The following is a 20,712-nucleotide window of genomic DNA, read 5'->3' as shown; positions in this document are numbered from 1 at the left end:
CCTCCCTCACCAACCGGTCCCGCTCCTGCGCCGACAGCACGTCCACGGCACCGACGGGCGCCGCCGGGTCCTCGAGCACCTGGTCCAGCACGCGGACCAGGCGGGCGGCGATCACCTCGGCCGCGTCGCGGTCGTAGAGGTTGTTCTGGTAGTCGAGGGAGAGCCTCAGGTAGGGGTCGGAGGCGTTGAGGGTGAGCGGGTAGTGCGAACCCGCGAACGGCCGGATGCCGTCGATCGTGAATCCCGCCGAGGTGTTCGCCTCGACGATGCCCTCGCGGTCGATCGGGTAGGACTGGAACACGACGATCGTGTCGAACAGGGCGGGCAGCCCGACGCCGCGCTGGATGTCGGCCAGCCCGTAGTGGTTGTGGTCGAGCAGCGCGGTCTGCCGCTGCTGCAGCTCGGTGATGACGTCGGCCACGTTGTGGTCGGGTCCGCAGAACACCCTGATCGGCAGGGTGTTGATGAACAGACCGACCATCTCGTCCGAACCGAGCAGGTCCGCCGGGCGACCGTTGGCTGCGGCGCCGAACACCACGTCCTGCTGCCCGGTCAGCTTCGACAGCAGGATCGCCCACGCGCCTTGGAGGAGCGTGTTGAGCGTGACCCCGAGTTCGGCGGCGCGCCGGGCGAGTTCACGTCCCTTGTCGATCGACAGCGGTACCTCGACCCGCCCGAGGGCGGACGCCGCCGCGTCGACGGGAGTGTTCGGGGCCACGAGGGTCGGCTGCTCGAATCCGGCGAGCTCGGTGGCCCACCGGTTGGCCGACGCCTCCCGGTCCTGCGCGGACAGCCAGGCCAGATAGTCACCGTAGTTCCGGACCGGGGGAAGCTCGCGGGTGCCGGAGTACAGCCGGATCAGATCCGTGATCACCGACGGCGAGGACCAGCCGTCGAACAGGGCGTGATGCGCGGTGATGACGAGTTTCGCCCGCTGCGGCCCGACGGTGATCAGAGCCAGGCGGATCAGCGGCGGTCGGGTGGGGTCGAGTTGGTCGGCCCGGTCCTCGGCAAGGAAGGCGTCGAGCGCCGCGTCCTGCTCGGCTTCGCTCCGACCCGTCAGAGTGATGTGCCGCCATGGCATGGCAACGTGTTCGGGCACGACCTGCACCGGATCGCCGCCGACTCCGGCGACGAACGCGGAGCGCAGGTTCGGATACCGGTCGAGCAGCGCCTGCCCGGCGGCCCGCATGCGGGCCGGGTCCACGTGCCCGGACAGGTGCAGCACGAACTGCATGTGGTAGACGTCGAAGGAGCCGTCGGCGAGCGCGGCCTGGAACAGGATCCCGGACTGCCCCGGAGCCTGCGGCCACACCTCGATCAGCCGGCCGTAGCGTGCCTCCCAGACCTCGATCTCCTCCTGCCTGACCGAGACCAGAGGGGCGTCCGAGGGTGTCAGACCGCCGGTCTTCGGCTGTGCGGCGTGCACAGCCATGCCGTGCAGTACCTCGACCCACAGCTCGGCCAGTTCGGAGGTCCGCTCACGGGACAGCACTCCGCTGGGGAACATGAAGGCCGCCTGCAATCGGGGGCCCTCGGCGGTGTCCGTGGCGACCGCGTTGACCTCCAGCGCGGACAGCGCGGGCAGGTCCGGGTCTGGCGCCGGGATCAGCTCGGCGGACCAGGACGCCGGTCCCCATCCGTCCGCGCGCAGGTGCTCGGGCACGTCGGCGTCGGAGATCCTGCCGAGGTAGTTGAACCCGAGCTGCGGGACCGGTAGATCGGCGAGCTGCGCAGCGGTCTCCGGGTTCAGGTGCCGCAGCAGTCCGTACCCGATGCCCTTGTCCGGGATCCCGCGCAGTTGCTCCTTGACCAGCTTGATCGCCCGCCCGGCCGCGGGGCCGCCTGCCAGCGCGTCGGCCAGGTCCACTCCGCGCACGTCGACCCGGGCCGGGTACATGCTGGTGAACCATCCGACGGTCCGTGAGAGGTCGGCTCCGGGGACGACCTCCTCCTCGCGGCCGTGCCCCTCCAGCCGGACCAGAGTGGAGCGGTCCGCACCGCGCCACCGGTTCATTGCCAGGGCGAGCGCGGCGAGCAGCACGTCGGTCCCGGTGGCCTTGAACGCAGCGGGAAGCTTGGTCAGCACCGCCTCGGTGACCTCGGCGGTCAGCTGCACCCGCACGGCGTCGACCGTGGACATCACATCCACCGTCGGGTCCAGCACCCGTGTACCCAGCGGGGCGTTGGGTGTCTGGAGCATGTCTTGCCAGAACGGCAGCTCCGCCTCCCGCTGCGGGGAGAGCGCCTCGGTCTCCAGGGCCGATGCCCAGCGGCGGGCGGACGTGCCGACCGCCGGCAGCTCGGGCGTACGGCCGGACCGGACCTGCTGCCATGCCTCGGCGAAGTCCGACATGAGGATGCGCCAGGTGACACCGTCCACCACCAGGTGGTGCAGCACCACCAGCAGCCTGCCCGCACCCGACTCCGCAGCGAACCATACGAAGTCCGCCATGGTCCCGGCTTCCGGGTCGAGTCGCCCGACCGCCTTGTCCAGCTCCGCCTTCGCCGCCCGAAGCGAGGACGGCTCGTCCCACCGGCCGTCGCAGGGAACCCGGCGGATCAGGTCCGACGCCCGCACGGTGCCCGCCGGACGCACGACGAGGGAGAGCTCGTCGCCACGCACCAGCCGCGCGCGCAGAAGGTCGTGCCGGTCGAGCACGGCGTCCAGCGTCCCGGTCAATCCCCTCGCGTCGATCCCCGCTGGCAGCTCCAGCGCCAACGCCATCGCGAACCGGTCCAGCCCGCCGCCGTGCTCGAACACCTGCCGCGCCACCGGCTGCAACGGCATCGGGCCGACGCCACCGCCCTCGCCCTCCGCGAGCGCGGGCACCTGGTCCCGGCGGGCGGAGGCCACCTCGGCCAGCCGGGCCGCTGTGCGGCACTCGAAGATCTCCCGCGTGGTGAGATCCAGGCCGCGTGCCCGGGCACGTGCCACCACCTGGATCGACCGCAGGCTGTCTCCGCCCACCGCGAAGAAGTCGTCGTCGACGCCGATCCGATCCACGCCGAGCACGTCCGCGTACGACGCGGTGATGATCTCTTCGGCCTCGGTGCGCGGCTCCTGGTAGGCCTCGCCCCCGAACTCCGGTTCGGGCAGCGCCGACCGGTCCAGTTTGCCGGTCGGTCCGAGGGGCAGCCGGCCGAGAACGACGAATGCGGACGGCACCATGTAGTCGGGCAGCCGTGCCGCGACGAACCTGCGCAGCTCGGCTGCCGAAGCACCGGACTGCACATCCACGTCCCCGATACCACCGGCACCGTCGTCACCGACGGCTCCCTCGCCGGTGTGCACCACGTACGCAACGAGCCGCCGCCCGCCCGAGGGCGTCTCCCGGCTGACCACCACCGTCTCGCTGATCCCGGGGTGCAGCGCGCACGCCGCTTCGACCTCGGCCGTCTCGATGCGGAAGCCGCGCACCTTCACCTGGCCGTCGCTCCTGCCGACGCACTCCAGTTGACCGCGCGCGTTCCAGCGGGCCAGGTCGCCCGTGCGGTACATCCGCTCGCCCGCGGGGCCGAAGGGGTTCGCCACATAGCGCTCGGCGGTCAGGCCCGAGCGGCCGTGGTAGCCACGGCCGAGGCAGATCCCCGCCACGTACAGCTCACCGACCACGCCCTGCGGCACCGGAGCGAGTCCCGGACCCAGCACGTAGGCGCGCATGTTCCCCAGTGGGGTGCCGATCGGCGCGATCTCGCTCTCCGCCCATTCCTCGGACGCCGCGAGGGAGAACGAGGTGGCGTAGAAACTCTCGCTCTGGCCATAGCCGTTGACGACTTGCACGCCGGGCAGGGCCTCGCGCACCTGCCGCACCAGTCGGGCCGGGAGCACGTCACCCGCGAAGACGACCGTGCGTACATTGGGCGCCTTGTCCAGGTGGCCGACCAGTTCCCCGAGCACCGAGGGAACGGCGCTGATCACGTGGCCGTCCCAGGTGTCCCGTTCCGCGAGCGCCAGCGCGTTCGGCACCACCTCGACCGTGCCGCCGGTGGACAGGGTGGTCAGCAGCTCGAAGACCGAGACGTCGAAGTTCACCGAGGTGCCGGCCAGCATCCGCCAGCCGGGCGGCGCGTCCAGGACGCGCACCAGCTCCCGCACCCCGTTGACGACGTTGCGGTGGGTGATCGCCGCGCCTTTCGGCTTGCCCGTGGAGCCGGAGGTGTACATGACGTACGCCAGGTTGTCCGGATCCAACGGCGAGAGCCGGCCCGTGTCGTCCAGCGCCCCCTTGGGCGAGTCCCATGCCGCGATCTGGTCGAGGTTGACGAGCGAGATGTCGTTCCGCGGCAGGTCCTGCCACGTCTCGGTGTCGGTGACCGCGAAACGCGGAGCCGCTTCGGACAGCACGCTGTCCGCTCGCCCGCTGAGGTACTGCGGGTCCATCGGCAGGTATCCGGCACCGGACTTGAGGATCCCGAGCAGGCCGACCACCAGGTGGTCCGTGCGCGGCAGGGCCAGCACCACAAGGTCGTCCGGCCCGGCACCATGCCGGACCAGCTCCCACCCGACGCTGTTCGCCCGGTCGTCGAGCTCCCGGTAGGTCAGCGTCCGGTCGTCGCACACGATCGCCGGGGCGTCCGGAGTCCTGGCCACCTGGGCTTCGAACAGCTCCGGAATCGTCAGCTCGGCCACCGCTGTGGCGGTGTCGTTGAACCGGTTGAGCAGGCGGTCCCGCTCAGCCGCGTCGAGCACGTCGAGGCCGGCGATCCTGCTCCCCGAGTCGGCCACGAGCCGGCTCAGCACCCGCACGAATCGGTTCGCGAGTCCCTCTACCGTTTCCCTGTCGAACAGGTCGGTGGCGTACTCCAGGTAACCCCCCGCCCCGCCCGAGCCGTTCGGAAGCATGTTGAAGAACAGGTCGAACTTGGCCGTACCGGTCTCGAGTTCCTCGGCCTCGACCTCGAGGCCCGGGAGTTCCAGATCCCCGAGCGGCTCCTGCCAGGCGAGCATCACCTGGAAGAGCGGGTGATAGGCGGTGGACCGGTCCGGGTTCAGCAGCTCGACCAACCGCTCGAAGGGCACGTCCTGGTTGTCGTACGCGGCGAGGGACCGGTCACGCACCCGCTGGAGCAGTTGGAGGAAGGTCGGGTTCCCGGAGAGGTCGACGCGCAGTACCCAGGTGTTGGCGAAGAACCCGACGAGGTCGCGCAGGTCCTCGTCGGTGCGACCCGCGATCGGCGCGCCGAGGGGCACGTCGTCACCGCATCCGAGGTGGTGCAGGAGCACCGCGAGCGCCGAGTGCATGACCATCGACACCGTGATGTCCTGTTCCTGGGCCAGCTTCTCCACCGCCCCGAGCAGGTCGGAGTCGATCGACAACTCGACCAGATCGCCGCGGTGGCTCATCGCCCTCGGACGCGGACGGTCCGTCGGCATGGCCAGAGGCTGCGTGAGATCGGCCAAGGTCTCGCGCCAGTACGCCAGTTGTCCGGCTGCCAGGCTGTCCGGATCGGACTCGTCACCGAGCACGTCCCGCTGCCACAGCGTGTAGTCCGCGTACTGCACCGGGAGCGGCTCCCATTCCGGGGTCCTGCCCTGCATGCGGGCGGAAAAGGCCGCGGCGAGATCGCGGAGCAGCAGCCCGAGGGATTCCCCGTCCAAGGCGATGTGGTGCACCACCAGTACCAGGGTGTGCTCGCGCGGTCCGCACCGCATGAGACTGGCGCGGATCGGCACGTCGGCGGCCAGGTCGAAGGGGGCGGTGGCCACCTCGTCGACCGCCGCCACCCGCTCCTCCTCGCGAAGCTCGACGACCTGCAGATCGAACGGCTCCTGACCGGATGGCAGCACCTGCTGGTGCGGGACGCCGTCCTCGTCCTCGACGATCACCGTTCGGAGAATCTCGTGACGGTCGATGACATCGCGGAGCGCCGACTCCAGAGCGCTCACGCTCAGCTCACCGGTCATCCGCAGGGCGAAAGCAGCGTTGTAGGTCGGTGACGGGCCTTCGAACCGGTCCACGAACCACAGTCGGCGCTGCGCGAACGACAACGGGATCATTCTCTGTCTCCAAATCGGCAGAACCACCAGGGAGCCATCCGCCACTCAGCTCTGATCGAGTACCGCCAAGAGCTGGTCGTTGTAGAAGTCGTCGAAGGAGCACGCACCCGACAGCGTCGAGAAATAACGGTCGATCAACTCCTGGTGACCGACCAGGCTCCGCAACATCTCCGCCCGTCCCTCGGGCTTGAGTTCGGCCACATTGAGCGCGCCCTGGTAGAAGTTGAGGAAGACGTCGGTCAGGTCGTTCTCGTAGCGCTTCAGCGCCGCCTTGAGCGCGGCGTCGTCGTGCAGTCCGTCCCCGATGTGCTCGGTGAGCGACTGGGCCTGCATGAAGGCGTCGGTGATACCGCGGGCGGTAATGGAGTCCTTGTGGTGCACCGCGTCACCGAGCAACACCCACCCGGGCCCGTAGGCTTTGCGGAAGTAGTTCTCCTGGTGCCCCGTGCCGTACAGCTGCTCCACGCGCCGGCCCGCCGACATCCGCTCGTACAACTCGGGTGTCGTCGTGCGAACGGCTTCGAGGAAGGCGGGTTCCACCGCGGTGCGGACGTCGGAGAACTCGCTCTGCGGGAAGTAGGCCATGATCAGCTTGAGGTCGTCGTTGGTGGGGATGACACCGACCCAGCGCCCCGGCCGCTCGTACAACTCGAAGTGCGCCGGAACCCCGGCCCAGTAGGTGTAGTAGGTGCAGGTCATCCGCGGGTGCTCGACGACGTTCGGCGCACCGACCTTGCGGGCCACCAGCGATCGCATGCCGTCCGCGCCGACGACCAGCCGCGCCCGTTCCGTCGCCTCGGTTCCGCCTGGCGTCGTGTACCGCACCCCGACGACCCGGCCGTCCTCGAACAGCAGTTCGTTGACCGCGCAGGACTCCCGGAACTCGACACCGGACGCCACGGCACCGCTCGCGAGGATCGGGTCGAGCACGAACCGCCTCGGCGCGTACGTGGTCCGGTGGCCGTCGACCGGCAGAGAGAAGCCGTCCAGCCGGACACCGGGCGCCTCATAGCTCTGATGGTTGATCGGCAGGCAGCCCGCGGCGCGGAGCTCGTCGAGCAACCCCCATCGGTCGAGCAGCGCCACACCCGGCTGGTGGATGTAGTGCGAGGACAGCGTGTCCTGCGGGAACCGTGCTTTCTCCAGGAGCAGGACGCGATACCCCTGCTGAGCGAACAACATGGCCGCCGGCGAACCCGCGCAACGGGCACCAATGACAACTACGTCGTACATGGCCCTCTCTTACTATTGGGTTACCGTGCCCAGGGATTCGATATACGCAGAAATCGATGCCACCGTCGGATTGAGGAACATCTGATCCACCGGGACTTCGACGCCCAACTCCTCGATGAAAGCCCCCTGGATATTGGCCAGAATCACAGACTGGCCGCCCAGAGAGAAGAAGTCGTCGTCGATCGATATGTCATCACGCTGGAGTTCCCGGCACCAGATGGCGAGCACCCCGTCGACAATCATCACAGTCCTCTCGTTTGTCATCAAGGTCCGTCGACTATGCCGTCGTTGTACTGCCGGCGCATTGGTTCCTGAACTCGTCGGCCAGTGCCGCACGGTCCGCTTTCCCGTGCGGGCTCAACGGAATCCGCGGGATATTGACGAACCTGGCCGGGACCATGTTCCGCGGCAACGACTCGAGGAGACGGGTGCGCACGTCCTTCTCGGCGAGATCGTCGCCCTCCGGGACCATGAACGCGATCAGCTCGGTCTCGCCGGAGTCGGTGTGGCCGACCACCACGACGGCCTGCCGCACCCCGGCCAGCCTGCCGAGCGCGCGCTCGATGTCGGTGGGGTCGATGCGCATGCCCCGCACCTTCACCTGCGCGTCCATCCGGCCGGCGACGACAAGGTCACCGGCCTCGTTCACATGGCCGCGGTCGCCCGTGCGGTACAGCCGGCGCGGCACGCCGTCGACCACGACCGTCGTGAACCGCTCGGACTCGGGACCCGTGCCGCCCGGATAACCCGCGCCGACGCTGGTCCCGGAGATGCAGATCTCCCCGTACTCCCCCGCCCCGACACCGCGCATCCGTTCGTCGAGGATGTGGATGTCGGTGTTGTGGGCCGGCCTGCCGACCGGTGCGACGTCGTGTTCCCCGGGCCGGTAGTCGGCGAGGTCGAACGACGTCGCGACGTCCGTGCACTCTGCGACGCCGTACTGGTGCAGGAGCGTGCAGGTGTTTCCCTCGCGCCAGGCCCAGTCCGTAAGCCGTTCGACCTGCAGGGGTTCGCCGCCGAACAGTATGTAGTCGAGCCGGGTGAGCGCGTCGCCGCCCCGCGCGGTCTCCCAGTCCACCAGCAGGTACAGCGTGCTGGAGGCGCAGTTCACCACACGTATCTCGTGCTGGGTCAGCATGCGGTAGGTCATCGCCGCGTCGAAGTTCCGGCTCATCATCAGGTACTGGGTGGCACCGTAGAACAACGGCATCATCAGGCTGCGTTGGGAGAGGTCGAAGCCGAACGCGCTGACGACCAGGTTGTGCGACCCGGTATGCAGGCCGTACTCGAGCGTCAGCCAGTTCAAAAGGTTGAACCAGCCCTCGTGCCGCACCTCGGTCACCTTCGGCATACCGGTCGACCCGGACGTGAAGACCGCGTAGCACACGTCGTCCCCGGTGACCGGAACGTCAGGTTCGGTCACCGGGAGACCTGCCAGGTGACCGGACAACTGCCCCAGATCGATGACCTCGACGACCGCCGACTCGACCAGCCCGGCCGTCGCCGGGGAGGCCACGATCAAGGCGAGATCGGGGACCTGCCCCAACAGCAACTGGAGCCGGGCCGCAGGATAGGACGGGTCGAACGGTACGTAGGCCGCGCCCGCTTTCAGCGTCCCGAGGATGGCGACGACCATGTCGATCGAGTAGTCGAGGCAGACGCCGACCTTCGTACCTCGGCCGTGTCCGCGCGCGGTGAGGAAGTGCGCAAACCGGTTGGCCTGCGCGTTCAGTTGTGCGTAGGTCATCTGCTGTCCGGCGCAGAAGACGGCGACGGCGTCGGGGGTGGCGCCCGCGTGCGCCTCGAACTGCTTGTGGACGACGGGCGGCGAGGGCAGGGCGACCCGCTTTCCCTGGAGGATCATCAACTGACTCCGATGTGACGGGTGTCCGATCGGGCAAGTAGCCGGCGCACCACGGGAACGGGGCTGTTCGGCGCTTCTGGGTGTGCGCCTCTAGGCGGTGCGCCGATCGGCGGCGTCGAGCACTTGGGTCACCCGCTTGTCGACGGGCAGGCCGTGCGCGGCGGCCGCTTTCGAGTAGTAGTCCCGTTGGCCGGCCGACAGCTCGACGGTGAGGGTGGTCACCCTTCGCCGAGGCTTGTCGGCGGCCACCGACTCGGCCGGGTGTGGCACCTCTCGCTCGTCGTTACCGCTGCTCGTGGGGATGTCGATCTGCTGGCGCTGCTCGGCCGGGCCGGCGCGAACCGCCCTGCGCAGTTCGTTGCGCGACCACATCTGCTGTTCGGCTTTGCGCAGCCAGTAGTCCTGCTCCGGAGGCGACAAGCGGGCCTCCTCGGCGGGGTGGGCGAAGCTGAGGCTGTCCCGCCTGCGGTGGCGCTCGAACCGCCGGGCCGCCCAGGCGTAGTTGCGCAGAGTCTGGTGGTCGAGCCCTGTTCTCTCGATCGCCTCCCGGTGGCGCCGCAACCCGTAGGTGGTCTCTCCGAAGATCAACCAGTCGGCGAGCCACCACGCCGAGGAGTTCGTGAACTCGCGCAGACCGGCCCCGATCCGCTCCCAGGACCGCTCCGACAGGTCCTGCGGGAAGACCATCCCTCTCTTCTGCACCTGCGCTTGATTCCCCACGAGGGGCAGAACCGGATCGCGCTGCGCGGCCTCAGCACGGGTGCCCATCAGGCCCGTCTCGCGACTGCCCACGGTCCTCACAGAACGCCCCCCACAACCTTCATTCGCATCGACATCTCCGGGGAATCAGACCGGCGTTCAGTCCGCGGCCATGGCCTCCCGCAGGCTCTTCGGGCGCAGGTCGGTCCAGTTCTGCTCGACGTACTCCAGGCACTCGGCCCTGTCCGCCTCGCCGAAGACCACTCGCCAGCCCTCGGGCACCTCGGCGAATACAGGCCATAGGGAGTGCTGGTCCTCGTCGTTGACCACGACGTAGAAGCGGCCGTTCTCGTCATCGAAGGGGTTCGTGCTCACTGCCACCGTCCTTATCCGTCACGGAGTGACTCGGGATGGGAAAACGGGATGACTCAAGATAGGGAATCGCCAGGGCCGGGCGAGTTCACCGATCGACGTTGTCCTGTCGACGGGACACCCGGCATCCGCCGTCACCTTGGGAGACTGATGCCACCGTACGGGAACGTAAGACTCGACCGTCAATGCCACGAGAGCGGAAGAATCGCTGAACTCCCGGTCGTCCGCCCGAGCCTGTAGCCCACTGGGGTTCTGTGCCACCATGGCCGAGCGGTAACCCGCGAATGGGCCTGCTCGAATTCGGGTTCAGCCAATCTCCTCGCGCCGAGGCGATCGAGAGCGCGCGCAGTCAATTTGCACGACGAAAGAATGCTCATCGACGAACCTGCGACTGGTGATCAATGGCATTGAAGGCAGAATCCGAGTACGCGACAAATCCGGACAGCGACACACGACGGTCGCTGTTGCGCCACATGCTGGTGGCGAGAGGAATCGACGAGGAGGCCCGTCAGCTCCACAAGCAGGGCACGCTCGATCTCTGGCCGTCCTGCCAGGGGCAGGAGGCCGCGCAGGTGGGCTCCGCGCTCGCCGTGGGCCCGGCCCCGACCGTCTTTCCCAGTTACCGCGAGCACGCGGTCGCCCTGCTGCGTGGTGTGACTCCGGACGAACTGTTCGCACAGTGGGCCGGCCGCACGTTCTGCGGATGGGACCCGCGCCGGGTGCGGTTCCTCCCCTACACGATGGTCCTGGCCGCACAGACACTGCACGCTGTCGGCTACTCGATCGGACAGCGACTGCAGGGTCTTGAGGACTTCGTCGTCGTGTACATAGGCGACGGCGCCACCAGCGAGGGCGACATGTCGGAGGCGATGAACCTCGCAGCCGTGGAGTCGGCGGCCGTGCTGTTCGTGTGCCAGAACAACGGCTGGGCCATCTCGAAACCGGCCGAGGAGCAGATGCGCACCTCGGTGGCCGAGCGGGCCCGGGGTTTCGGGATCGAGTCCGCCCGGGTCCCGGGCCAGGACCCGGAAACCGTCTACTCGTCCTGCTCCCGGGCCGCCGCCCATGTCCGCGGGGAGCGGGCGCCCTACCTCGTCGAGATCCAGGTCGGGCGCATCCACGGTCACTCCACCTCCGACGCCCAGGAGGTGTACCGCACCCTCGACGACATCGCGCGGACCCGGGCCGAGGACCCCGTGCCCGCTTACGCGGCCCGGCTGAGCGGCCTGGGCCTGGTGGACACCGCGTGGTTCGACGCCGTCGACGAGGAAGTGCGGGAGTTGCGCGAGCGGTTGACTAAGGAGTACGCGTGATGAGCACCGTACGGTCCGCCAGTCTGGCGGAGTCGATCAACACAGCCCTCGCCGACCTGCTCGAACAGGAACCGAGACTGCTGCTGCTCGGCGAGGACATCGGACGCCTGGGCGGCGTGTTCCGGGTGACCCGAGGACTGCAGGAGCGCTTCGGCAGGGACCGGGTGCGCGACGCGCTGCTCGCCGAGTCCACCATCGTCGGCCAGGCCGTCGGCATGGCGATGAGCGGACTGGTGCCGGTCTGTGAGATCCAGTTCGACGGGTTCACCTATCCCGCGGTGAACCAGCTGGTGACCCAGGCGGCCAGGATCGGCGGCCGGTGGAACGGACAGGTCAGCCCGAGCCTGGTGGTACGGATCCCGACCGGCGGCGGGTTCCGGGGCGTCGAGCACCACAGCGAGTCCAACGAGGCGCTCTTCGCCCGCGTCCCAGGGATCTCGGTGGCGTGCCCCTCCACCGGCGAGGACGCCGACCAGATCCTGCGGTACGCGGTGACGCTCGGCTCGCCCGTGGTGATGTACGAGCCGATCCGCCTGTACTGGCAGCGGAACACCCCCGCCCGGGACCCCGAGCCGGCTCGGTCGCCGACCGCGGCCCGGGTGGTGCGGCGGGGCACCGACCTGACGATCGCCACGTACGGCGCGATCACCCACGAAGTGCTGGAAGCGGCGCATGCTCTCGACCCCGATGTCGACGTGGAGGTGGTGGACCTGCGCTGGGTGGCCCCGCTCGACATGGACACGGTCCTCCGGTCCGTCGCCCGCACCGGCCGGCTGCTGATCGTGCACGAGGGGTCGAAGGACGTCGGCATCGGTGCCGAGATCGCCGCGGCAGTGGCCGAGCGGGGCTTCGACGCGCTCCGGGGACCAGTCCGCCGACTGGCGCCCGACCGCCGTGCCTATCCCCCGGCGGATTTCGAGAAGGGCTACCTGATCGGTGTGCAGGAGATCAAGGACGAGGTGCTGGTGATGACGAAGTGAGCGACTCCCCCGTGGACATGCACGTTCCCGGCTTCGGCCACGGCCTCGGCGAGGCCCTGCTCATCGAGTGGGTCGCCGGCGTCGGCGACCGGGTCGAGCGGGGAGACGCCATCGCGGTCGTCGAGACCGACAAGGCCAGCACGGAGATCGTGGCGGAGCGCGAAGGACGGGTCACGGCCCACTGTGCGACGGCCGGCGAGATCCTCAAGTCCGGTGAGCTGCTGTACCAGTTGACGGCCGACTAGCCTCCGCGCGCACCCGGGCCCCGACGAGCCAGTCACTTGAACGGAGAAACGGAGAGGGAACATGAGCGACATCGAAAGCCGTATCGCGGACACCATGCTGGCCAAACTGCGCGAGTACGACCCCTCGTTGGGCCCGGACGACCTCACCCGGCCGATCGCCGACCTCGACCTCGACTCCCTCGACCTGGTCGAGCTGCACCAGCAACTGGAGCGCGAGCTCCAGGTCAAGGGCGACCTGAAGGAGACCGCGGGCTTCGCGTTCCTGGACGACTTCAGCGCCTACTTCATGAAGCTGGCGAGCCGGGGATGAGCGCGGGCATCGTCGACATCGCCACCGCGAAGCCGGGCCGGACGATCGACAACGACCACTTCGCGTCGATCGGTCTCACCGACGCGTGGATCCGGCGCCGCAGCGGCATCGGCGCCCGCTCCTGGCTGCCGGACGAGACCCCGCTGGCGGAGGTGGCGGCGGAGGCGTGCGCGCCGGTCGTCACCAGGATGGACGCCTCGTCCTCGATCGACGCACTGATCGTCGTCAGCACTTCGGTGCGGCAGCGCATCCCGGGTATCGCGCAGAAGGTGGCCCAACTCGCCGGGCTGCGGCCCTCGGTGCTGGCCTTCGACATGAACGCGGCCTGCTGCGGCTTCGTCTACGGGCTGGTGACGGGGCTCTCGCTCTGCGAGGCCGGACAGGCTCGGTCGGTCCTGGTGTGCTCGGTGGAGGCCATGTCCCGGCTGGTGGACCGCACGGACCGGCAGACGGCGTGCCTCTTCGGCGACGGCTCCGCGGCCGTCCTGCTCGAGGACCGCGAGGAGTTCGCGGGCTTCTGCCGCGTCGCCGGCTGCGACGGCTCCCAGGAGGGGCTCATGCGGGAGACCGACGCGGGCGGCATCCATCTCGACGGGATGCAGGTGTACGACCGTGCCGTGCGCCGGATGTCGGAGTCGGCGCAGTACCTCTTCGACCACGGCCCCGCGCCGACCGTCGTGATCGGCCACCAGGCGAACAGCCGCATCCTGGAACAGGTCCGCAGGTTCACCGCCCATCTCGGCGTGCCCTTCGTGAACCGCATCGAGAACTCCGGGAACACGTCGTCCGCCTCGATCCCGCTGGCCTTCGCCGCGGAACTGGACGCCGGTTCCCTGCCCGCCGCGGGACGGCTCGGGGCTGTGGCCTATGGCGCCGGTGAGGCGTGGGGCGGTGTCTCGGTGGACTACCGGGTGCCGAAGGTCACGGCCCCCTGACCGCATCGGACGCCGGGAACGTACTCGATCACAGGAGGTTGTCATCCACTCACCAGAAGCCTGGGTCCTGCGCTCCGGTGCGATGACCGGCCGGCACGACGGCGGGGTCGGAGGCGCGCTGCGACGCGATCGGTTCACCTTCGGCCCGCTGGAGGAGGGTGAGGCGCTGGTGGAGCCGATCCTCGGCTCCTGGGAGGCCAACATGGACCACGCGCTGGCCCGTTCACCGATCGACGTGTGCAGCAGCCGCGGTGAGGACACGGTGGTCCTCGGCAATCTGGGCGTGGTGCGCGTACTCGACGTGAACGCAGGCAGCCGGGATGTCCGGGTCCGGGAAGGGGACCTGTGTCTGCTCCTGCCGTTCGGCAGGCTCGACCGCTTCGACTACGCCGAACTCGCCTACGCCTACGACTGCCCCGGCACCATCGGCCTGCTGGCCAAGCGCTCGAAGATGGACGTACGTCTGCTCCTGCCGGTCCCGGACGGCACGGCGTACTCGCTGCCCCAGTGGGCCACGTACGGGCGGTACTTCACCGCCTGGGACAACTGGCAGAAGGCGTACGGGTGTTGGCGGACGCAGGTGGCCGACGACGATCCGGCGAACCACCTGGTGTTCGGGTGGGGCGGCGGCGTGGCCTTCGCCGAGCTGACGCTGGCCAAGCGGGCCGGATTCCGGGTGGCGATGGCGGCGGGCTCGGACGAGCGTGTCGCCTTCCTGCAGGAGAACGGCATCACTCCGGTGGACCGCCGCCGGTTCCCCGGCCTCTCGCTGCCCAACCGGCAGGAACGAGCGGACAGGGACTGGCACCAGCGGCGCCGGGCGTCCGTCGAGGACTTCCACGGGCTCGTCAACGAACTCAGCGACGGCCACGGAGTCGCCATCTTCGTGGACAACATCGGCGAGCCCCTGTACGACGTCACCTTGGCCGCACTGGCCCGCGAGGGGGTCGTCACCACGTGCGGCTGGAAGGCGGGGATGCGCCTGTCGCAGTTGCGAGGGGCCGAGTGCATCAGCCGGCACATCCATGTGAACACGCACGTGTGGCGACTGCCTGACTCACCTGGCATCCGGGACTTCCAGGAGACCGAGGGCTGGATCGCGCCGAAAGGGTCGGACGTGATCTACGACTTCGACCGGGTACCCGAGCTGGCCGACGACTACGCGAGCGGCAGGATCGGTTCGTACTTCCCGATGTACCGCGTGAACCCGCTCTGACCGGCCCCGACGGGGTAAAGCCAGGGCCTCGGTGGTCCAGGCACCTCGCACCGGGCGCTCTGCATGAGCCCCACCCTGTCCCGCCGCCGGGACAGGGCTGGTCCGATGGCGGCACGCCTCGTCCCCGCACCAGAGTTGCCTTGACCGACTGATCCACTTCCGTGAACGTGCAAGCGATCCGACGACGTTCGAGACGCAGAGGATATGAGGGGAAACGACGTGGGACACACCGACATGGACACGGACGTGGTGATCGCGGGCGCCGGGCCGACAGGCCTGATGCTCGCCTGCGAGCTGCGGCTGGCGGGCGTCGACGTGGTGGTGGTCGAGCAACTCGCGCAGCGGACGGGCGAGTCACGAGCCGGCGGGATACACTCCCGCACCTTGGAGTTGCTGGACCAGCGCGGAATCCTGGATCGCTTCCTGGCGGCCGGCAACCTGACACCGGTGGGCCACTTCTCCGGACTCTGGCTCGACTTCGACGGGTTCGAGTCCAGGCACGCCCTCCCCCTCATGATCCTTCAGTCCACCATCGAGCGGCTGCTGGAGGAGTGGGCTGCCGAGCTCGGTGTGCGGGTGCGCTGGTCGTCCGAGGTGAGGGGGATCCGCCAGGACGAGGACGGCGTGACGGTCGAACTGGGGACGGCGGAGGCCGCGCCTGCGACACTGCGCGCCCGCTACGCCGTGGGCTGCGACGGCGGGCGCAGCACGGTCAGGAAGCTGTCGGGCATCGACTTCCCCGGCACCCCGGCGACGATGACCGCGCTGCTCGGAGACGTCGAACTCCCCGAGCTGCCCGAGGAGTTCATCTTCATGCGGCGCTGCCAGGGCGGCCACTACTCGGCCCTCGCCCTGGAGCCGGGCTGGTACCGGGTGATCACGTCCGAGTACGACCACGTCGCGGACCGCGATGACTCCGCGACGTTCGAGCAGCTCCGGGAGTCGCTGATCAGGCTCGCCGGCACCGACTTCGGCATGCACAGCCCCAGATGGATCTCCAGGTTCGGCGACGCCGCACGGCAGGCCGCTCGGTACCGGGAGGGCCGGGTGCTCCTCGCGGGCGACGCGGCGCACATCCACTACCCGGCCGGCGGGCAAGGGCTGAACATAGGGGTGCAGGATGCGGTGAACCTCGGCTGGAAGCTCGCTTCGGTGGTGCGCGGCGAGGCGCCGGAGAGCCTGCTGGACAGCTACCACACCGAACGCCACCCCGTCGGGGAACGCCTTCTGCACAACACCCGGGCGCAGTCGGCCCTGGCCCGTCCCGGCGCGCAGATGGACGCGCTGCGCGAGGTGTTCGGCTCGCTCATCGCGTTCGACGACGTCAACCGCTATCTGCGCGGCATGATCACCGCACTGGACGTCCGGTACCCGGCCGACAGCGACCATCCGCTTGCGGGCCGCCGGGTCCCCGACGCCGACCTCAAGACGCCTGACGCCGCCACCCGCATCTACGAACTGCTGCACCCCGCCCGCCCCGTGCTGCTCGACCTGCGCGGCAACGACGAGGTGGCGGCCGCCGCCGAGGGCTGGGCCGATCGTGTCGACCTCGTCGAGGCGCGAAGCGAGGACGACCACTGGCCCGTCCCTGCCATCGGCGAGATCCCCGCTCCCGCCGCGCTCCTCATCCGCCCCGACGGCCATGTCGCCTGGGCGTCCGCCGCCGACGGTGCGCCCGACACCTCCGCGCTCCAAACCGCCCTCGCCACCTGGTTCGGCGCAGCCCTGCAGCGGTGAGACACCGACCGAAACGACCGGTGCACCAGACGCTGTTGGTCAGCTTCAGGCGCTCGTGCGACAGCGGCCGCGGAGAACTCGGCCGTGGTCTTCAAGGCCGCCGTTGTCGTGTGGGGTGCGCACGGACGTCAGTGCAGCCGAGCAGGTCTGGCGAGATCCCGGTGGAGACGATCCGGGGGCGCGGGCCACGTTCCCGAAGGGAGTTCGGCGACAGAGCCCGGGACGAGCCGGGGTCGCTGCTCGACGAACGGAAGCTGTTCCGGAGCCAAGGGACCGCCTGGTGGCGGATGCGGGACGACAGGTGCCGGACGGCATCCTGGCCACGGCCAGGGCGAAGGCCTGCTCAAAACGCGGGCTCGGGGCAGGACCGACTCCATCCACGCGGTGTCGCCGGCCCAACAGCGACATGAAGTCTCCGCCCCAATCAACAGACGCCGATGATGATATCCGTACGCACCTCACAGGCAGCGATCGATGCAATCGACCTACTGTCCCGGCCACAGGACAGGGCCGTCCGGACTGAATTCCCGTCCCGGGAATCTCGCATTCAAGGTCATGCCATACGACGCACCACAGAATCGAACCACAGTCCGCAGTTGAGCGAGGGAAGGGGACCCGAGTGCAGCAGAGCAGCAACGGCGGCGGAACCAATCAGAAGCGACGCGCCCGGACACGGCACTACCTCATGTGCGAACCAACGTTCTTCAACGTCTCCTATTCCATAAACCCGTGGATGAACCCTTCACGCCCCACCTCCACGGAGCGTGGACTCGCCCAGTGGAAAACGCTGCACGACCTGCTGGCCGAACTGGGTCACACAGTTGAGCTGGTAGAGCCCGTCGCCGGACTGCCGGACATGGTGTATTCCGCCAACGGTGCGACGGTCATAGGCGGCCGTGCGCTGGTTGCCCGTTTCCGTTACGAGCAGCGCGTGGACGAGTCGACGGCCTATCTGGAATGGTTCCGAGTGCGCGGCTGGGAAGCGCGACAGGCCGAGTACGTCAACGAAGGCGAGGGGGACTTCCTGTACACGGGCGACGTCGTCCTGGCCGGCAGCGGATTCCGCAGTGAGCCGAAGGCGCACGACGAAATGCGAGAGTTCTTCGGAAAGCCCGTGCTCGGCTTGAAACTGGTCGATGAAAGGTACTACCACCTCGACACAGCAATTGCTGTGCTGGACACCAACGAGATCATGTACAACCCCGAAGCGTTCTCGCCGCGGAGCAGGGCACTGCTCGCAGAGCGGTTTCCGGACGCCATCCTGGCGGACGCTTCCGACGCAGCGGTATTCGGTCTCAACGCCGTGTCCGACGGCCTCCATGTCGTCATCCCCCAACAGACCGAGCGACTGCCGGACCAGCTCCGGGAACGTGGCTTCGTACCCATCGGCATCGACATGACCGAACTGCTCAAAGGCGGCGGCGGGGCCAAGTGCTGCACCCTGGAACTCCGTGCGGACCACTGAGAAAGGGCCGCACCGGCAGCTGTGAAGGCTCTCCCACCCACACACTGAACACAGCCGTCGGGCCTTCATTCGGAGTCCTGGACACGGGCCTCGCGGCTCGGGTCACGGCAGTTGATGTTGCGGCGGGTGCCTTCTATCTGGGCACGTGTGCGGACCGACTGTTCCGCACCGCCCAGGATGCCGGCCGGCCCGGCGTGCGTCTGTACGTCGATCTCCGGCAGGTCCTCGCCCGCAACTTCCCCGCCAGGCCGAGGCGGCGCACGCGTCGGGGGTCACGTCGGTCGTGGTGGCCACCCTCGTCGTCCAGGGTTTCACCCTCGCCCCCGTCGTCCGCCGCTCCGGCATCGCCCTCCAACCCGACCACACGGAACGGGAGGAAGCCGAGGCCCGCTGCAGCCTGGCGAACGCGGGACTGAGCCGGCTGGACGAGATCGCCGATCTGGAAGCCGTCCCGGACGTCGTCGTCGACCGCCTGCGCCGCGGGCTCGCGGCCCGCCCCGACGACGCCCGCGACCGACTGACCCAAGCCGACGCCGACGGCACCCCGACCGAGTCCGCCGACCTCACCTACCGCCCACTGCGCCGCGACCTGATCACGGTCGAGGAGGCCGAACTCCAGCGCCTGTACGACGACCACCGCATCAGCGACACGACCCGCAGGCGCCTGCAACGCTCCCTGGACCTGGAGGAGGCCCGGCTGGCGGATGCCTGAGCGCTCCGCTCGACGAACCGTACGAACATAGCCTGCGGGGCCGTCAGCTGCTGGTCGCGTCCACGCGGCGAAGCGGCACATGCCACGGCTCCGAGCCCGTTACGGGACGCGGTGGCGCACCGCGGTTCGACGAGACCGCTCAGCAGGTGTCCGCCGCCGGAACGGCGCTCGCGCGACCGCCGCTCGCCTCGCGCACCGAACGCCGGGCTCAGCGAAACTCCGCGAACCGCGGCCGCAACCCCAGCAGTGTCAGGGCTCCGGCCGCGAGCAGCAGGCCGCCGGCCCACGGCAGCAGACCGGTCGCCTCGGCGCGGCCCGCCTGTACCGAGCCGGTGAAGTGCCGATGGTTGATGTCGGTCACCTGGTCCAACGCGGTCATCCACGCCGCGAAGTGCGCGTTGGACATGCTGGGCTCCCAGCTGATGCAGAACGCGACGGCCTCACGTTCCTTGCCCTGCGCGACCAGGGCTCGGATCTTCCGGTCGTCGCGTTCGTAGACCGCGTACGTCTCCACCGTCCTCTCGGCTGCGGCCCGCTCCCCGGTGAAGGTGATGTTGTCGAGTTCGCGCCGGACCTCACCGTTGAATTCAAGGGTGTTGTGGTCGGCCTGGTACGCCCGCCACGTCGTGGCGAGTTCGTCGTCGTACGTGGCGACAGTCGCGCCCGACATGCCGTACAGCTGCTGCGACTTGTCCAGGAACGCGCGCTCGTACTGGTCGCGACGCTCCGGAGCGAGGATGTAGCGGCTCTCGGCGGCGTACGCGTCGTAGGCGATCGCGCGGGCGCGGGAGAGTGCGACCACGGAGTCGAAGGCGTCGCGTCGGGCGCCGCGCAGGTGCTCGGAGGAGGTGGAGAGCGCCTGGGCGCCTAGGAGCACGGCCAGCAGGGCACAGACTGTGGCTGTCGCCGCCCCGGGGTTGAGGTTCCGGCGGAAGCGGCGAGCCAGGTACCACTGGAGGCCGCCGAGCGAGACGAGCAGCAGCGCACCGAGCACGATGACAGCGACGAGTTGGCCCGACAGAGCTGAACGGGCGCGTTCGTACCGCTGGTTGAACACACCGTCGTTGGAGTCCACCAACTGCCGTGCACCCGGCAGGAGTCGGCTCTGCAACAGATCGGTCGCCCCGCGGTAGTCGACGAGGGCGGCAGACTTTCCTCCGGTGCGGCCGTCGTTCTCCAGTGCCCGCCCGATCAGCTCCTGATACTCGGCGAACCCGTCCGTGAGGGACTCCACCGTGCGCTCGTCGGCGCGGTCGCCCTGGGAGGCGACGGCGAGAGTGCGCAGATCGTGGCCGATGGCACGGCGGGCGTCACCGAAGAAGCCGGTCGCCTTGGCGTACGGCGTCCTCAGGCGCCCCTTGCCTGCGTCGCCACTGGACAGGAGGATGTTCGCGGCCTGCGCGTCCATGTCGTTCAGGGCGAGGTCCAGGTCGGCGGCGCTGGTGGTGCGTGGTGCGTCGCGTCCCGCGACGGTGTCCCAGGTACCGGAGGCGGTCAGCCCGGCCCATACGAGCAGCAGGGCGAGAACGGTGGCGAGCGAGACCGTGGCCGCGCGCAGGAGACGCAGCCGCGCGGGCACGGTGGCCCAGTAACGGCGGCGCAGAGCGGCCCGCGCGGCCACGGCCCGACG

15 protein-coding genes and 1 pseudogene are annotated in these 20,712 nt (G+C 69.1%); 9 read left to right on the top strand and 7 right to left on the bottom strand.

The features are described from left to right. The 6 genes from O3Q52_RS25100 to O3Q52_RS25075 form a co-directional block, all read right to left on the bottom strand. On the bottom strand, nt 1-6,001 hold a 6,001-nt coding region (locus O3Q52_RS25100; protein WP_269651007.1), incomplete at its 3' end, for a non-ribosomal peptide synthetase. 45 nt (nt 6,002-6,046) lie between these two features. Beyond that, nucleotides 6,047-7,234, bottom strand: a complete 1,188-nt coding sequence (locus O3Q52_RS25095) for an NAD(P)/FAD-dependent oxidoreductase (RefSeq protein ID WP_269651006.1) — start codon at nt 7,232-7,234, stop codon at nt 6,047-6,049. Between the two features lie 12 nt (nt 7,235-7,246). Further along, nucleotides 7,247-7,477, bottom strand: coding sequence for an acyl carrier protein (locus tag O3Q52_RS25090; RefSeq protein ID WP_269651009.1), 231 nt, complete (start codon nt 7,475-7,477; stop codon nt 7,247-7,249). Nucleotides 7,478-7,511: 34 nt separating this feature from the next. Continuing rightward, on the bottom strand, nt 7,512-9,098 hold the full coding sequence (locus tag O3Q52_RS25085) for an amino acid adenylation domain-containing protein (protein ID WP_269651005.1): 1,587 nt from the start codon (nt 9,096-9,098) through the stop codon (nt 7,512-7,514). A 90-nt stretch (nt 9,099-9,188) separates the two neighbouring features. Then, nucleotides 9,189-9,800, bottom strand: coding sequence for an LmbU family transcriptional regulator (locus O3Q52_RS25080; RefSeq protein ID WP_269651004.1), 612 nt, complete (start codon nt 9,798-9,800; stop codon nt 9,189-9,191). Nucleotides 9,801-9,956: 156 nt separating this feature from the next. Beyond that, complete coding sequence (locus tag O3Q52_RS25075; protein WP_269651003.1) at nt 9,957-10,172, bottom strand: MbtH family protein; 216 nt, start codon at nt 10,170-10,172, stop codon at nt 9,957-9,959. Nucleotides 10,173-10,570: 398 nt separating this feature from the next. Here O3Q52_RS25075 and O3Q52_RS25070 point away from each other — a divergent pair, with 398 nt between their 5' ends. The 9 genes and pseudogenes from O3Q52_RS25070 to O3Q52_RS25030 form a co-directional block, all read left to right on the top strand. After that, nucleotides 10,571-11,482 carry a thiamine pyrophosphate-dependent dehydrogenase E1 component subunit alpha gene (locus tag O3Q52_RS25070; RefSeq protein ID WP_269651002.1) on the top strand — a complete coding sequence of 304 codons (912 nt, stop codon included), beginning with the start codon at nt 10,571-10,573 and terminating at the stop codon, nt 11,480-11,482. Beyond that, complete coding sequence (locus tag O3Q52_RS25065) at nt 11,482-12,462, top strand: alpha-ketoacid dehydrogenase subunit beta (RefSeq protein WP_269651001.1); 981 nt, start codon at nt 11,482-11,484, stop codon at nt 12,460-12,462. The genes O3Q52_RS25070 and O3Q52_RS25065 overlap by 1 nt, the downstream gene beginning before the upstream one ends. Next, nucleotides 12,459-12,707, top strand: coding sequence for a lipoyl domain-containing protein (locus O3Q52_RS25060; RefSeq protein ID WP_269651000.1), 249 nt, complete (start codon nt 12,459-12,461; stop codon nt 12,705-12,707). Before O3Q52_RS25065 ends, O3Q52_RS25060 begins: the two co-directional genes overlap by 4 nt. A gap of 61 nt (nt 12,708-12,768) precedes the next feature. Continuing rightward, complete coding sequence (locus tag O3Q52_RS25055) at nt 12,769-13,017, top strand: phosphopantetheine-binding protein (RefSeq protein ID WP_269650999.1); 249 nt, start codon at nt 12,769-12,771, stop codon at nt 13,015-13,017. Further along, a complete protein-coding gene (locus O3Q52_RS25050; protein ID WP_269650998.1) occupies nt 13,014-13,952 on the top strand; it encodes a ketoacyl-ACP synthase III in 939 nt (312 codons plus the stop codon). The genes O3Q52_RS25055 and O3Q52_RS25050 overlap by 4 nt, the downstream gene beginning before the upstream one ends. 82 nt (nt 13,953-14,034) lie before the next feature. Continuing rightward, nucleotides 14,035-15,168, top strand: a complete 1,134-nt coding sequence (locus O3Q52_RS25045; protein WP_269650997.1) for a zinc-binding alcohol dehydrogenase family protein — start codon at nt 14,035-14,037, stop codon at nt 15,166-15,168. A gap of 219 nt (nt 15,169-15,387) precedes the next feature. Beyond that, a complete protein-coding gene (locus O3Q52_RS25040) occupies nt 15,388-16,905 on the top strand; it encodes an FAD-dependent monooxygenase (protein ID WP_269650996.1) in 1,518 nt (505 codons plus the stop codon). Between the two features lie 619 nt (nt 16,906-17,524). Next, nucleotides 17,525-18,370 (top strand): dimethylargininase, encoded by an 846-nt coding sequence (gene ddaH, locus O3Q52_RS25035; protein ID WP_369124173.1) that lies wholly within the window; start codon nt 17,525-17,527, stop codon nt 18,368-18,370. Nucleotides 18,371-18,644: 274 nt separating this feature from the next. Next, nucleotides 18,645-19,082: pseudogene (locus tag O3Q52_RS25030) on the top strand (Na+/H+ antiporter); the annotation flags it as partial. A gap of 208 nt (nt 19,083-19,290) precedes the next feature. Here the strand turns inward: O3Q52_RS25030 and O3Q52_RS25025 are convergent. Next, the coding region (locus tag O3Q52_RS25025) for a hypothetical protein (RefSeq protein ID WP_269650995.1) at nt 19,291-20,712 on the bottom strand (1,422 nt) is incomplete at its 5' end.

The organism is Streptomyces sp. ActVer, from assembly GCF_027270795.1.
In the GTDB taxonomy this organism is placed as follows: Bacteria; Actinomycetota; Actinomycetes; order Streptomycetales; family Streptomycetaceae; genus Streptomyces; species Streptomyces umbrinus_A.
The sequence above is the reverse complement of the archived record's forward strand: the minus strand, read 5'-3'. Positions and strand labels throughout refer to the sequence as shown.